This window comes from Curtobacterium pusillum, from assembly GCF_007680845.1.
Classification (GTDB): Bacteria; Actinomycetota; Actinomycetes; order Actinomycetales; family Microbacteriaceae; genus Curtobacterium; species Curtobacterium pusillum_B.
This window is the reverse complement of record NZ_VEIY01000003.1, coordinates 23,099-36,372: the sequence shown is the minus strand read 5'-3', so window position 1 is coordinate 36,372 and position 13,274 is coordinate 23,099. Positions and strand designations below refer to the sequence as shown.

Annotated in this window: 14 protein-coding genes; 10 read left to right on the top strand and 4 right to left on the bottom strand. The window is 74.0% G+C overall.

Annotation, left to right across the window (positions count from 1 at the left end; all coding sequences use genetic code 11):
* The first annotated feature begins 8 nt into the window (after nucleotides 1-8).
* Nucleotides 9-713, top strand: a complete 705-nt coding sequence (locus FS825_RS07815) for an SDR family oxidoreductase (protein ID WP_144711926.1) — start codon at nucleotides 9-11, stop codon at nucleotides 711-713.
* Nucleotides 714-808: 95 nt separating this feature from the next.
* Here the strand turns inward: FS825_RS07815 and FS825_RS07810 are convergent, their stop codons facing one another.
* The gene (locus FS825_RS07810) at nucleotides 809-1,897 is read right to left on the bottom strand and encodes a glycosyltransferase family 9 protein (protein WP_144711924.1); all 1,089 of its coding nucleotides are present in this window, start codon (nucleotides 1,895-1,897) and stop codon (nucleotides 809-811) included.
* 135 nt (nucleotides 1,898-2,032) lie between these two features.
* Between FS825_RS07810 and FS825_RS07805 the strand changes: the two genes are divergently transcribed.
* The 6 genes from FS825_RS07805 to FS825_RS07780 all read left to right on the top strand — a co-directional run bounded on the left by FS825_RS07805 (nucleotide 2,033) and on the right by FS825_RS07780 (nucleotide 8,549).
* Nucleotides 2,033-3,508, top strand: a complete 1,476-nt coding sequence (locus tag FS825_RS07805) for an aldehyde dehydrogenase family protein (RefSeq protein ID WP_144712488.1) — start codon at nucleotides 2,033-2,035, stop codon at nucleotides 3,506-3,508.
* Nucleotides 3,505-4,998 (top strand): D-glycero-beta-D-manno-heptose 1-phosphate adenylyltransferase, encoded by a 1,494-nt coding sequence (gene rfaE2, locus FS825_RS07800; protein ID WP_144711922.1) that lies wholly within the window; start codon nucleotides 3,505-3,507, stop codon nucleotides 4,996-4,998. The genes FS825_RS07805 and rfaE2 overlap by 4 nt, the downstream gene beginning before the upstream one ends.
* A 71-nt stretch (nucleotides 4,999-5,069) precedes the next feature.
* On the top strand, nucleotides 5,070-5,882 hold the full coding sequence (locus FS825_RS07795; protein ID WP_260981089.1) for a glycosyltransferase family 2 protein: 813 nt from the start codon (nucleotides 5,070-5,072) through the stop codon (nucleotides 5,880-5,882).
* Between the two features lie 92 nt (nucleotides 5,883-5,974).
* The gene (locus FS825_RS07790) at nucleotides 5,975-6,685 is read left to right on the top strand and encodes a DedA family protein (protein WP_186377130.1); all 711 of its coding nucleotides are present in this window, start codon (nucleotides 5,975-5,977) and stop codon (nucleotides 6,683-6,685) included.
* Entirely contained in the window at nucleotides 6,682-7,890 is a 1,209-nt protein-coding gene (locus FS825_RS07785) for a sensor histidine kinase (protein WP_144711919.1), read from the top strand. Before FS825_RS07790 ends, FS825_RS07785 begins: the two co-directional genes overlap by 4 nt.
* Complete coding sequence (locus tag FS825_RS07780) at nucleotides 7,887-8,549, top strand: response regulator (protein ID WP_144711918.1); 663 nt, start codon at nucleotides 7,887-7,889, stop codon at nucleotides 8,547-8,549. Before FS825_RS07785 ends, FS825_RS07780 begins: the two co-directional genes overlap by 4 nt.
* 42 nt (nucleotides 8,550-8,591) lie before the next feature.
* Here the strand turns inward: FS825_RS07780 and phoA are convergent, their stop codons facing one another.
* The 3 genes from phoA to FS825_RS07765 form a co-directional block, all read right to left on the bottom strand.
* Nucleotides 8,592-10,283 carry an alkaline phosphatase gene (gene phoA / locus FS825_RS07775; protein ID WP_144711917.1) on the bottom strand — a complete coding sequence of 564 codons (1,692 nt, stop codon included), beginning with the start codon at nucleotides 10,281-10,283 and terminating at the stop codon, nucleotides 8,592-8,594.
* 195 nt (nucleotides 10,284-10,478) lie between these two features.
* Complete coding sequence (locus FS825_RS07770; RefSeq protein ID WP_144711916.1) at nucleotides 10,479-10,982, bottom strand: Dps family protein; 504 nt, start codon at nucleotides 10,980-10,982, stop codon at nucleotides 10,479-10,481.
* 80 nt (nucleotides 10,983-11,062) lie between these two features.
* Nucleotides 11,063-11,485, bottom strand: a complete 423-nt coding sequence (locus FS825_RS07765) for an SIP domain-containing protein (RefSeq protein ID WP_144711915.1) — start codon at nucleotides 11,483-11,485, stop codon at nucleotides 11,063-11,065.
* Between the two features lie 123 nt (nucleotides 11,486-11,608).
* On the opposite strand from FS825_RS07765, the gene FS825_RS07760 reads away from it, so the two are divergent.
* The 3 genes from FS825_RS07760 to FS825_RS07750 are packed head-to-tail and all read left to right on the top strand — an operon-like array spanning nucleotide 11,609 to nucleotide 13,256.
* Nucleotides 11,609-12,202 (top strand): molybdopterin-dependent oxidoreductase, encoded by a 594-nt coding sequence (locus FS825_RS07760; protein WP_144711914.1) that lies wholly within the window; start codon nucleotides 11,609-11,611, stop codon nucleotides 12,200-12,202.
* On the top strand, nucleotides 12,199-13,005 hold the full coding sequence (locus FS825_RS07755; RefSeq protein ID WP_144711913.1) for an FAD-binding oxidoreductase: 807 nt from the start codon (nucleotides 12,199-12,201) through the stop codon (nucleotides 13,003-13,005). Before FS825_RS07760 ends, FS825_RS07755 begins: the two co-directional genes overlap by 4 nt.
* The gene (locus FS825_RS07750) at nucleotides 13,002-13,256 is read left to right on the top strand and encodes a DUF6510 family protein (protein ID WP_144711912.1); all 255 of its coding nucleotides are present in this window, start codon (nucleotides 13,002-13,004) and stop codon (nucleotides 13,254-13,256) included. Before FS825_RS07755 ends, FS825_RS07750 begins: the two co-directional genes overlap by 4 nt.
* The last annotated feature ends 18 nt before the right edge of the window (nucleotides 13,257-13,274 follow it).

Sequence of the window (13,274 nt, the reverse complement as noted above, 5' to 3'; positions counted from 1 at the left end):
GGAAGTCCATGCCCGTCCCCACCACCCCCATCGGCCGTGTCCTCGTCACCGGCGGCGCGTCCGGACTCGGCGCCGCGGTCGTCCAGGCGGTCACCGAGGCCGGCGGCACCCCGATCGTCCTCGACCTCCGGGTCGACGCGGTGGCCGAGGGCGTCGACGCCGTCGCGGTCGACGTCACCGACACCGAGGCGACCGAGCGGGCCGTGCGCGAGGCAGCGGAGCGCCACGGCGGTCTCGACGCCGTGGTCACCGCCGCGGGCATCGACAAGCCGGCCCCGATCGGTGGCATCTCGTCCGGCGACTGGGAGCGCATCGTCGCCGTGAACCTGCTCGGCACGGCGGCCGTCGTCCGCGCGGCGCTCCCCGCGCTCGAGGCCGTGCACGGTCGCGTCGTCACCATCTCGTCGTCGCTCGCCCTCCGCGGCGTCGGCGACGGCACCGCGTACTCGGCGTCGAAGTTCGGCGTGCGCGGGTTCTCACAGGCCCTCGCGGCCGAGACCGGCGGCCGGGTCGGGGTCACGAACGTGATCCCGGCGGGCATGCGGACGAACTTCTTCGCCGACCGCACCGAGCAGTACAAGCCCGGCCCGGACGCGCAGCTCATCGAGCCCGAGTACGTCGCGAACGCGATCCTGTTCGCGCTGTCGCAGCCGGCAGGCTGCGAGATCCGCGAGCTCTCGATCATGCCGGCGACGGAGCCGAGCTGGCCGTAGACCGTCACCGTCTGACGGACTGGAGGCGCGGTGCCGGCTGGCACCGCGCCTCCCGTCCGTCCTGCGGTCGCGCCTCGCCCGGCCGCGCTCGCCGGTCAGGTGGTCGCGAGCAGGTCCTCGACGTCCGCCAGGACGGCGTCGGGCTGCACCTCGTCGACGTACGACGGGTCGTGCTCGCACCGCTCGGCCGTCCACCCGACCTGGGTGACGTCGATGCCGCAGACCGGGCACCGCGTCACGAACGACATGTGCACGCGGTGCCGCCCGCGGTCCACCGGACCGGCGTTGACCACGTTGCCGAACCAGAACACGCCGACGGTCGGCGTCCCGACCGCCACGGCGAGGTGCCGCGGGCCGGAGTCGTCGCCGACCATGACGTCCGCGGCGGCGAGGACCGCCGGGAGGTCGGCGAGCGGCAGCGCGCCGGTGCGGTCGTGCAGGCGGTCGCGGAGTCCGTCGGGGACGGCCGCGACGATCGCCGCCGCCGCGGGGACGTCGGAGTGGTCGCCGACCAGGACGACGTCGTCGCCGGCCTCGAGCCGCGCGCGGGCGACCGCCGCGAACCGGTCCGGGCTCCAGCGCCGACGCGGGTCGGTCGCGCCGGGGTGGATCGCGACCAGTCGGCCCGTGACACCGAGGCGCTCGCGGGCGGCGGCGCGTTCGCCGTCGTCGACGCGCACGACCGGGTCGAGGGTGACCGGGGCGGCCCCGGCGAGCGAGACGACCTCGAGGCCGCGCACGACCTCGTGCTGGTAGTAGACGTAGCGGACCCAGCGCTCGAGGACCTCGGCGTCCTCGGTCGCGGTGCCGACGGTGTGCCGGGCGCGGAGCCGGAGCAGGAACGGGTTCGAGTTCCGGCCGCCCCCGTGCAGCTGCACCGCGAGGTCGAAGCGGCCCGCGAGCCGGTCCTCGAAGTCGTCGAGCGTCGGCGCACCGTCGCCGGCGTCCCGGACCCCGGGCACCACCGGCAGTTCCTCGAACGCGTGCACGGCGTCCGTCCGGCCGCGGAGCACCGCCGGAGCCGCCGGGTTGGACAGCAGCGTGATCCGTGCGTCGGGGTACGCGGCGGCCAGGGCGTCGAGGGCCGGCATCGCGAACATCAGGTCCCCCAGTCCGCCCCCGCGCAGCACCGCGATCTCGCGGACGTCGTCGAACCGTTCTCCACCCTTGCCGATGAGTCGCACCCCTCACGTCTACCGGACGGCGCTGCCGGAGGCGCCCAGCAGGAGCGCCCGATGGACGAGAAGCGCGACCCCGAGTGCGCGCCCAGCGACCGGCGAGGACCGTCGGACCTCCCGCCCGTGCTCCGGAAGGACCCCATGACGATCGCACCTCCCGCCACCGACGACCGCGTCGCTCCCGCCGCCGACGACATCGTCGTGACCGACCCCGTCGACGGATCGGTCGCGTCGACCGTCCGTCGCGCCTCCGAGGAGGACGTCCGGGACGCCGTCGCGCGCGCCCGTGCGGCCGCGGGGGCCTGGGCACGCACGGCACCGGCGGAACGCGGGGCGCTCCTCCACGCCGCCGCCGCGAACGTCCGCGCGCACGCGCAGGAGCTCGCCGACCTCAACACGCGCGAGACCGGCAAGGTCCCCGGGGACGCGCTCGGCGGGGTCGAGGCCGGCGTCGGCACGCTCGTGCAGTACGCCGAGCTCGGTCCGGTCCACCGTGGTGAAGCCCTCCGCGGGCAGTTCGGCGCGGCCGACTGGGCGGTCCCGCACCCCCGTGGCGTGGTCCTCGCGCTGACCCCGTGGAACGACCCGGTCGCCGTCGCGTGCGGGATCCTCGGCGCCGCGATCGTCACCGGCAACACCGTCGTGCACAAGGGCAGCGAGCGCTCCCCCGCCACGATCGCCCTCCTCAACGCCCTCATCGCCGAGGCGCTGCCGGACGGCGTCCTCGTGGGCGTCGACGGCGACGCGGCCACCGGTGAGCTGCTGCTCGCCCAGGACGGCATCGACGTGTACGCCCACGTCGGGTCCACCGCGACCGGCGACCGACTCGCCGAGGCCGCCACGACGACCCGCGCGCACGTCATCCGTGAGAACGGCGGGAACGACGCCGTCGTCGTGGACGCCGACGTCGACCCGGAGTGGGCCGCGGCACAGGTCGCCCTCGGGGCGTTCGCCAACACCGGCCAGATCTGCACGAGCGTCGAACGGGTCTACGTCCACCGGGCCGTCGCCGGACCGTTCGTCACCGCACTCGTCGCCGAGGCCGAACGCCGCACGGCCGCCCCGGCCGCCGAGTACGGCCCCCTCGTCGACGACCGGCTCCGTCGGACCGTGCAGGCGCACGTCGACGAGGCCCTCGAGCGCGGCGCGACCGCCCGCACCGGTGGGGTCACCCCGGACGGCGTCGGCGTGTTCTACCCCGCGACGGTGCTCACCGACGTCACCGACGACATGACCGTGATGACCGAGGAGACCTTCGGCCCGATCGCGCCCGTCCGCGTCGTCGACGACTTCGACGAGGGCCTCCGGCTCGCAGCCGCCGACCGGTACGGCCTGGCCGCCACCGTCCTGACGCGGGACACCGGGAACGCGCTCCGTGCCGCCGCCGAACTGCCGGTGGGGACCGTCAAGGTCAACGCCGTCTTCGGTGGTGCGCCCGGCGGCAGCGCCCAGCCCCGCGGGGCGTCGGGCGCCGGCTTCGGCTACGGCCCGCACCTGCTCGACGAGATGACGACCACGACCGTGGTGCACCTGGAGGCGGCCCCGGCTCCGGGCGACGCGTCCCCGGCTGCCGTCCCGGACACCGCGCCCGCCGTCGACGCCGGCGGTGCGAAGTGACCGCCGACGTCCGGCTCGTCCGGGACTTCGTCGCGACGGTCGACGACCGCGAACCGCTCGTCGTCGTGATCGGCGACTGCATCCTCGACCGCTGGACCGTGGGCGAGGCCGAGCGTGTCTCCCGCGAGGCGCCGGCCCCGGTCGTCCGGGTCACCGAGACCGTGGCCGTCCCCGGCGGCGCTGCGAACACCGCCGTGAACGCCCGCGCGCTCGGCGCCCGCGTCCGGATGGTCGGACTCCTCGGCGACGACGAGTCCGGCCGGGTGCTGCGCGAACGCCTCGACGCCGCGGGGGTGGACACGTCGTTCATGGTCGTCGTCCCGGGTACCCGCACGACCACGAAGTCCCGCGTCGTCGGCGGGGACCGTGTGGTCGTCCGCGTCGACGAGCTCGCCGCGACGCCCACCGCGGAACACGGCGCGCGCTTGGCCAAGGCCGTCGCACGGGCGATCCGCTGTGCCGACGCCGCCGTCGTGTGCGACTACGGGCTCGGGGTGCAGGCGTCCGACGTCGTCCCGGTGCTCGACGTCGACCGGCCCGGCGCCGTGGTCGTCGACGCGCACGACCTCACCCGCTGGGAGGCTCTCCACCCGGACCTCGTGACGCCGAACGCCGGCGAGACCGCGGCGCTCCTCGGACGGGAACTCGGCTCGGGCTCCGAGCGGGCCACGGCCGTCGTCGGCGCCCGCAGCGACGTGCTCGCGCGGACCGGTGCGCGCGCGGCCGTCGTCACGCTCGACCGCGACGGCACGGTCCTGCTCGAGACCGGGTCCGACCAGGGCTTCCGGACCCGGGCGACGCCGGCGTCCGAGCAGCAGGCGTCCGGCGCCGGCGACACCTTCTGCGCCGCGGCGGCCGTCGCCCTCGCCGTCCGCGCCCCGGTCCGGGACGCGGTGACCATCGCGCAGGCCGCGGCGGACGTCGTCGTCCGCGAGGCCGGCACCTCGGTGTGCAGTGCGGCCGCGCTCGTCGAGTCGGTCACGGCTCCCGCCGCGGCCGTCGTCGACCACGACGAACTCGCCGACGCCGTCGACCGTGCGCGGCAGGCGGGCCGCCGGATCGTGTTCACGAACGGCTGCTTCGACGTGGTCCACCGCGGGCACACCACCTACCTCCGGCAGGCCCGTGACCTCGGAGACCTGCTCGTCGTCGCCCTCAACGACGACGACTCCGTGCGCCGGCTCAAGGGTCCGGAGCGGCCGATCAACCCGGCCGAGGACCGTGCCGGCGTGCTCGCCGCCCTCGCCTGCGTCGACCTCGTCACGGTGTTCGCCACCGACACCCCCATCCCGCTCATCGAGCGACTCCGACCCGAGGTCTACGTCAAGGGCGGCGACTACTCCCCCGAGATGCTCAGCGAGACCGCGGTCGTCCGCCAGTACGGCGGCGAGGTCGTGATGGTCGACTACGTGCCGGAGCACTCCACGACCGCGGTCGTCCGTCGCATCCGCGAAGCGGCAGCGCGCCCGGAACCGGACCCGGCACCGTGACCGCCCGCTGGTCCGGATCCTGGGCAACTGCGCCCGGACCAGCGGACACCGCCCCCGCGGCGACGGTCGACGTGCTCGTCCCGACCGTCGACCGCCCCGCGGAACTCGCCACCACGCTCGCCGGCCTGGCGTCCCAGACGGACGTCGACCTCCGGCTCGTGCTCAGCGACCAGTCGCGCCTCGGCCGCGCCGCCGACGAACCGGCCGTGGCCGCGATGCTCCGGGTCCTCCGCGCCCAGGGCCGTGAGGTCGTCGTCCTCGCGCACCCGGAGCGCCGCGGACTGGCGGAACATCGACAGTTCCTGCTCGAGCACGCCACCACCCCCGCGGTGCTCTTCCTCGACGACGACGTCTGGCTCGAACCGGGCTCCGTCGGTCGGATGCTCGACGCGCTCCGCTCCCTGGGCTGCGGCTTCGTCGGCAGCGCCGTGCAGGGCCTGTCCTACCTGGACGACCGCCGACCTCACGAGACGGCGGTGTTCGAACGGTGGGACGGCCCCGTCGTCCCCGAGGAGGTCCGACGCGGCACCCCGGCCTTCGACCGGTGGTCGCTGCACAACGCCGCGAACCCGACCCACCTCGCGGCGGAGCTCGACGTCGAACCCGGCGGCTGGGTCCCCTACCGGGTCGCCTGGGTCGGCGCGTGCGTCCTCTACGACCGGGAGGCGCTGGAGACCGTCGGCGGCTTCGGCTTCTGGCCGACGCTGCCCCCGGAGCACGCCGGCGAGGACGTCGTCGCGCAGTGGCGGGTCATGGAACGCTTCGGCGGCGCCGGGATCCTCCCGTCCGGAGCCGTGCACCTCGAGTCGCCGACGACCGTCACCGACCGTCGGGTCGAAGCGCACGACGTGGTGTTCGGTCGGGGAGAAGTCATACCGCGGTAGGGGGTGGTCGAGACCCGGGCGGGATGGCTAGAGCGTCCGTGGTCCGTAGCGTCGGAACCGTCGACGAGGTTCGTCGACGGAGGGAGCCACCCGTGTTCGACCAGATCACCCCGCTCGTCCTCGGGCTGGCCGCGAGCCCGCTCGTCTTCGTCGTCCTCTTCGCCCTGTGCCTCGTCGACGGGTTCTTCCCGCCCGTGCCGAGCGAGTCCGCCCTCGTCGCGATCGCCGCCGTCGCCGCGACCTCGGGGCAGCCGGTGCTCGGCGGGGTCCTCGGGGCCGCGGCCCTCGGCGCGATCGCGGGCGACTCCGTCGCCTACTGGATCGGCCGGCGGCTCGGGCTCGCGCGCCTCGCCCGGTCGCGGCGGCCCCGGATCGCCGCCGCGTTCGGGTTCGCCGAGCGGCAGATGCGCCGTCGGTCCGCGAGCCTCATCCTCATCGGCCGGTACGTCCCGGTCGGTCGCGTCGCCGTGAACATGACCGCCGGAGCGACGCGGTTGCCCTACCGCCGGTTCCTCGCCATCAGCTCGATCGCCGGGCTGGCGTGGTCGACGACCTCGGTGGGGATCGCGCTCGCGGCGTCGAGCGTCCTGCACGAGCCGCTCGTCGCCGCCGCGGTGTCGATGGTCGTCGCCGCCGGCCTCGGGATCGTCGTCGACCGGGTGCTCGGTAGAGTCACCCGCAGGCGGGACGCCCGCACGGCGGACGCGGCCGCCCGCACGGCGGACGCGGCCGCCCGCACGGCGGACGCGGCCGCCCGTCCCACGCCCCGCATCGTCCCCACCGGAGAGACCGCCCGACCGTGACCAGCACGCCGAAGCCGCCGAGGCCCTCCTGGCTGCTGCTCGCGGTCCGGATCGGCCTCGTCGTCATCGCGGTGTCGCTCTTCGCCGTCGCCGCCCCCGTCACCGCCGTCCACTACGACGTGCCGGTCCCCCTCGCGATGCTCGTCTCCGCGGTGCTCAGCCTGAGCGTCGGGCTCGCTCCCCTGTTTCCCCGGGCGTCGTCGATCGCGCACCTCGCCGGACTCGCCACGCTCGGCCTCGTGACCGCGGGGAGCGCGGCCGCGCCGTGGCCCGTCCCCGTGACCGGGATCATCGGCCTGAGCGTCCTCCTCGTCGTGCTCGGCGTGCGCTCGACCTGGCGACTCACCGCGACGGTGTGGGTCGCGGCCGCCGTGCTGACGCTCGTGCTCGTCGCCGTCACACCCGGTCGGTGGGGTCAGGCGGACGTCTGGGCGACGAGCTTCGTGGTGACGGCGGGTGACACGCTCGTCCTCGCGGCCGCGGCGATCGTCATCGGGCAGCGCCGCTCGATCCGCGAGGAGCTCGCCGCCGCCCGCCGGGACGCCGAACTCGAGCAGACCCGCCGCCGCGCCGTCGAGGAACGCTCCCGCATCGCCCGTGAGCTGCACGACGTCGTCGCGCACAGCATGTCGGTCGTGCACATGCAGGCCGAGTCCGCCCCGTACCGCGTGGCCGACCTGCCGCCGGAGGCCCGCGCCGAGTTCGCCGCGATCGCCGAGACCTCGCGCACCGCGCTCCGCGAGATGCGGCAGCTGCTCGGCACGCTCCGCGGGGACGCCGACGCGGAGCGTGCACCCCAGCCGCGGCTCGACGACCTCGACGCCCTCGTGCGGGCCACGCGCGCCGCCGGGATCCCCGTCGAACTCCGGCTCGACGCCGACGACGACGTCGACCGGCTCGTCCAGCTCACCGCGTACCGGGTCGTGCAGGAAGCGCTCGGCAACGTGGCCCGGCACGCGCCCGGCGCGTCCTGCGTCGTGACGGTCGGGAGGCGCGGCGCGGCCCTCACGGTCGAGGTCGCCAACGCCGCGCCACCCGCTGGCTCCGTCCCTGGCGCACCGCCCGACGACGGCGGGTTCGGTCTCGCGGGCATGCGCGAACGCGTGCACGCCCTCGGCGGCACGATCGACCACGGGCCGGACCCCGACGGCGGCTTCCGCGTCGCCGTGACCCTGCCCACCGCGACCGGCGGAGGAACCCGATGACGCGTGTGATGGTGGTGGACGACCAGCAGATGTTCCGTGTCGGACTGCGGGCGATCCTCCAGGCCCAGGACGACGTCGAGGTCGTCGGTGAGGCCGTCGACGGAGCCGAGGCGGTGGTCGAGGCGCTGCGCCTGCAGCCCGACGTCATCCTCATGGACGTCCGCATGCCGGAGCTGGACGGGATCGAGGCGACCCGGCGGATCACCGCGGCGCCGTCCGACCGGCCCGTCCGGGTCGTGATGCTGACGACGTTCGACATCGACGACTACGTGTTCGACGCCCTCCGTGCCGGGGCGAGCGGCTTCCTGCTCAAGGACGCGAGCGCGGACGAGCTCGTGCAGGCGGTCCGGACGGTGGCGGAGGGCGACTCGCTGCTCGCGCCGCGGGTGACCCGGCACCTCGTCGAGGCCTTCGTGGCCGGTCCCCCGCCGGCCGCGCCGCGGACCGAGGTGCTCTCGGTGCTCACCGAACGGGAGCGGGACGTGTTCCTGCTCGTGGCGCGGGGGCGGTCGAACGGGGAGATCGCGGCGGACCTCTTCATCGCGGAGCAGACCGTGAAGACGCACGTCGGCCGGATCCTCGCGAAGCTGCAGTTGCGGGACCGCGTGCACGTGGTGGTGCTGGCCTACGAGACGGGCCTGGTGACCCCGACCGGCTGACCCGCGCTCGCGCGGCCGGTCGGGGTCACCGTCCGCAGCGCACTAGCGGACGCGCACCTGCTTCGACGCCTGCTTGCCGGACTGCACGCCCGTGACCGTGACGGTCGACTTCCCGGAGGTCGCCTTCCACGTGACCCGAGCGGTCCCGTCGATCACGTCGACCGTCCCGAGGTCCGTGGACCCCACCTGCACCCGCACCTGCCGGTCCCCGGCGAAGCGTGAGGCCGTGACGGTCACGCGCTGGTCCGGGCGCGGCGCACCGACCGACAGGTCGACGCGTGCACCGCGGGACAGCGCCGCGAGGTCGTCGTCCAGCCGGAGCCCGTCGCGGATCGTGAAGAACGTGTCCGTCTGGTCGGAGAGACCCACGACGTTCGCCGCACCGGGCCCGTACGCGGCGATCCGGACCTGCGTGCCGGTGTGCTGCTGGGAGCTGCCCGCTCCGGCGGTGCCGTAGGAGACCTTCATCGTCGTGCCGTCGGCGGTGCGGAGCGCGGTCGACAGCGACGTCGGCGGCGTGCTGTCCACGATCTGGCTCGAGTGTGCGTGGTCGGCGGTCGCGATGACCAGCGTGTTGCCGTCCTTCTTCGCGAAGGCGAGGGCGGACTGGACGGCCTCGTCGAAGTCGATCGTCTCGCCGATCTGGCCGCAGGCGTCGGCGGCGTGGTCCTGCTTGTCGATGCTCGCGCCCTCGACCTGGAGGAAGAAGCCCTTGCCGGACTTCGCGCGATCGCGGTCCAGCAGGTCGATCGACTTGTTCGTGAGCGACTGCAGCGACAGGCCCGTCGAGAGCCGCGCCGGGTTCGGCGTGCACTGCACTGGTGTCTGGTCGGCACCGCCGACGGTCGCGGTGGTGGGTGCGTAGCGGGTCGGGAAGTTGCCCGGTGTGAACAGCCCGAGGAGCGGCTTCGCCTGGTCGGCACGACGGACGGCAGCGAGCCCGTCGGCGTCGGACACCACCTGGTACCCGCGGTCCGCCGCCTGGTCGAACAGCGTCGAACCCTGCCACTGGCCGGCCTTCGCGGTCTGCTGGAAGCTCGCCGAGCCGCCGCCGAGGGTGACGTCCGGACGCGCGCCCAGCAGCTGCTCGCTGATCGAGCCGAGGCCGCCGTTCTGCAGGGCATCCGTGCCGCACGACGCCGTGTCAGGGCCGTAGCAGGAGCGAGCGCCGACGTGCGCGACCTGGACGGCCGGGGTGGCGTCCTGGATCTCGGCGGTCGAGACGTCGCCGGTGCGGAGTCCGTTGGCCTTCGCGAGCTCGAGCAGCGTCTGCTGGGGCTTCCCGTCGACGTCCACCGAGATCGCGCCGTCGTACGTCTTCGTGCCGGTGGACCAGGCGCTGCCGGACGCCGCCGAGTCGGTGACGTAGTCCGGCTTGCCCTTGTCGGCGCCGTCCTTGACCACCGAGTACGTCGTGTACGAGCCGGTGAGCGGCAGGGCGTCGAGGCCCGGGAGCCGTCCGGCCGCGCCGTACTGGTAGTTCCGCGCGATCGTGATCTCGGAGTCACCCATCCCGTCGCCGATGAGCAGGATGACGTTCCTCGCGCCGGCCTTCTTGATCGCCTGCTGGATCGAGCGGGTCTGGTCGCCCTGGTGACGCGCGGCGCCGCCCTGCTGGCTCAGGGCCAGGTGAGCGACGGCCTCGGCCGTGCCCGGGATCGCGATGGCGCCGGCGACGACCGCGGCGCCGAGTGCGATCGCCGCGCGACGGCGGCGCTTCGGGTTCTGCTGCATTGCGTGTTCCCCTCGTCTGTGCCCCGAACGGGTGCCATCCGAGGATGGCTGTGCGGAGGTACAGGCGGGTGAACCGGCGGCGGCGATCGCGTGAACGCCTCGGTTCGACGCACGCGCGGCCTGCGACGCGACCACGGACGGACGGGAGGCGCGGTGCCAGCTGGCACCGCGCCTCCCGTCCGACGGTGGTTGCGACTACGCGGCCAGGTGCGCCTGCAGGAACCAGCGGTCCTTCGTGAGGCCGCGCTCGATCTCGATGACGACGTCCTGGCTGTTGAGGTCGACCTCGTCGAGCCCCTCGACCGCGCGGCGCACCTGGAGCAGGGCGGCGTCGATCTCGGCGATGACCTCGGTGATGGTCACGTCGGAGTTCTGGAACCCCTCGGACAGCGGCGGGATCGTGGTCTTGGCGGCGACGGTGGCGATGCGCGAGTCGACCGGCAGGCCGAGGGCGACGATGCGCTCCGCGGCGAGGTCGGCCCACTCCTGGGCGTGCTCGACGATGGTGTCGAGGAGTTCGTGCACGCCGACGAAGTTCCGGCCGCGGACGTGCCAGTGCGCCTGCTTGCCGTTGACGACGAGTGCCTCGAGGTCGATCACGACGGGGGCGAGGAACTGCGCCACACCGGCGGCGAGCTCGGGCGTCGTCGAGAAGGGCGACGTGGTGGACGTGTTCGTGGTGGTGCTGGTGTCGGTCATGTCGTTTCCTTCGCTCGAACGGTCACTGGGCCCAACCATGCCCGCTTCTCTTGTATGCCGCAAGGAAAGAGAGGCTGGCCTTACCCGCCGTACTCCACCTGGACCTGCTGGCCGGCGTCGGCGAGTTCGATCTGGACGGCGGCACGAGCCCGCTCGACCCACGGACTGTCCGCGCACCCGATCCAGACGCTCGTGCGCGGGTCGCAGTCGGCGAGGCACCACTCCGCGGCCCACCCCGTGACGGCGTGCGCGAGTGCTTCGCCGTGGTCCGCGAAGACGAGGGGCGACACGGCGGAGGTGCGGGCGCTCCGGAGCAGCCAGATCACGGTGACACGCGCGGGTGCCGGCAGGACGCGGACCTGGTCCTGGAGCGCCGCCTCGACGTAGACCTGGCCGTAGGCGTTCACGGGGAGGTCCTCGAGCATGCGGGTGATCTCGGGGAGGTCGTCGACGCCACCGGCGATGAGGATGCGTTCGCTGGGCTGTCGCCGGGTCCGTGCCATGGGAGCAACGGTAAGGGAAGCCTTACCTCATCACAAGGGGCCCGGAACGTTTACCGAGCCGTTACACGGGTACCAGCGGGCACGCGGGATGATCGGACCAACCGTTTCGAGCGAGGAGCACCGATGGCGACGTTCACCCGAGGGTTCGGCGGTCGACGTGGCGACCGCGACGACGCCCGCATCCCACCCGGCCAGACGCTCGTGCGGGACTGGCCCGTGCTCTCCGCCGGGGCGACGCCCGACATCGACCCCGCGGACTGGACGTTCACGATCCGCACCGAGAGCGGTGTGCACACCTGGACGTGGGACGAGGTCCACGCACTCGGCGTCGAGGACGTCACGGTCGACATCCACTGCGTGACGCACTGGACGAAGCTCGAGATGCCGTGGCGCGGCGTGCCCCTCGACCGGTTGTTCGCGGACGTCGACACCACCCTCGACTACTGCATGGTGCACAGCACCGGCGGCTACACGACGAACGTCCCGCTCGACGAACTCCTCGACGGGAAGTCCTGGATCGCCTTCGAGGCGGACGGCGAACCGCTGGACCCGGAGCACGGCGGCCCCGCTCGCCTGCTCGTCCCGCACCTCTACTTCTGGAAGAGCGCGAAGTGGGTGAGCGGGATCGTCATGCAGCCGGAGGACGAGCCCGGCTTCTGGGAGAACGCGGGCTACAACATGCACGGCGACCCGTGGAAGGAAGAGCGGTACTGGTGACCGCCTCCGCCCCCACCTCCGTCGACGGCCTGGAGGCGCGCCCCACCCCCGCCACCAGGGTCACCGCCCACAGGCGGCCGGCCTGGCACGCCGCGACGGTCGCCGCCGTCTCCCCCGAGTCCCCGAACGCGCGCCGCCTCGTCCTCGACGTCCCGACGTGGCCGGGCAACGACCCCGGGCAGCACCTCGACCTCCGGCTCACGGCGGAGGACGGCTACCAGGCGTCCCGCTCGTACTCGATCGCCTCCTCCGGGGAGGCCCCTCAGGTCGTGCTCGCGGTCGACCGGGTCGTCGACGGCGAGGTCTCCCCGTTCCTCGTCGACGCGGTCGAGGTCGGTGACGCGCTCGAGGTCCACGGTCCCCTCGGCGGCTGGTTCGTCTGGCGGCCCGGTGCGTCCGAGCGACCGGTGCAGCTCATCGCCGGCGGATCCGGGATCGTCCCGCTCGTCGCGATCGCCACGGCGCACGCCGAGGCCGCCGACCCCGCGCCGTTCCGCCTGCTGTACGCCGTCCGGACCCCGGAGGACGTCTTCTTCCGACCGGAGCTCGACCGCGCCGCCGCTGCTGGCGCACCCCTCGAGACGACGATCGTCTACAGCCGTGTCGCGCCGCCCGGCGCCGCGTCCCCGGCCGGCCGGCTCACCCGCGAGTCGCTCGCCCGCGCGGTCTTCCCGCCCGAGGCCGGCGCACTCGTCTACGTGTGCGGGTCGACCCCGTTCGTCGAACAGGTCCTCCGGTGGCTCGGCGAGCTCGGGCACGACACCACCGACGTCCGAGCCGAGCGTTTCGGAGGTGCGTCGTGATCGTCGACGGGAACGCCCTCGCCGGGGACCTCACGGACGTGATCGGCGACGATGCGACGCGCGCCGTCGTCCGGTGCGCCGCGTGCGGGGAGACCGGGGAACTCGCGGGCAGCCGGGTGTTCCGCACCGCCATGGGTTCCGTCGCCCGGTGCCGCGGGTGCGATGCGGTCCTCGTCACGATCGTGGACGCAGGACAGCGGACCTGGATCGCCTTCCCCGGGATCCGGGCAGTCGCACCCCTGCTCGAGTGATCGTGCGGGAAGTCTGCG

Coding starts and splice junctions, on each gene's coding strand:
- FS825_RS07815 (WP_144711926.1), top strand. CDS start 9: ATGCCCGTCCCCACCACCCCCATCGGCCGTGTCCTCGTCACCGGCGGC.
- FS825_RS07805 (WP_144712488.1), top strand. CDS start 2,033: ATGACGATCGCACCTCCCGCCACCGACGACCGCGTCGCTCCCGCCGCC.
- FS825_RS07780 (WP_144711918.1), top strand. CDS start 7,887: ATGACGCGTGTGATGGTGGTGGACGACCAGCAGATGTTCCGTGTCGGA.
- phoA (WP_144711917.1), bottom strand. CDS start 10,283: ATGCAGCAGAACCCGAAGCGCCGCCGTCGCGCGGCGATCGCACTCGGC.
- FS825_RS07770 (WP_144711916.1), bottom strand. CDS start 10,982: ATGACCGACACCAGCACCACCACGAACACGTCCACCACGTCGCCCTTC.
- FS825_RS07765 (WP_144711915.1), bottom strand. CDS start 11,485: ATGGCACGGACCCGGCGACAGCCCAGCGAACGCATCCTCATCGCCGGT.
- FS825_RS07760 (WP_144711914.1), top strand. CDS start 11,609: ATGGCGACGTTCACCCGAGGGTTCGGCGGTCGACGTGGCGACCGCGAC.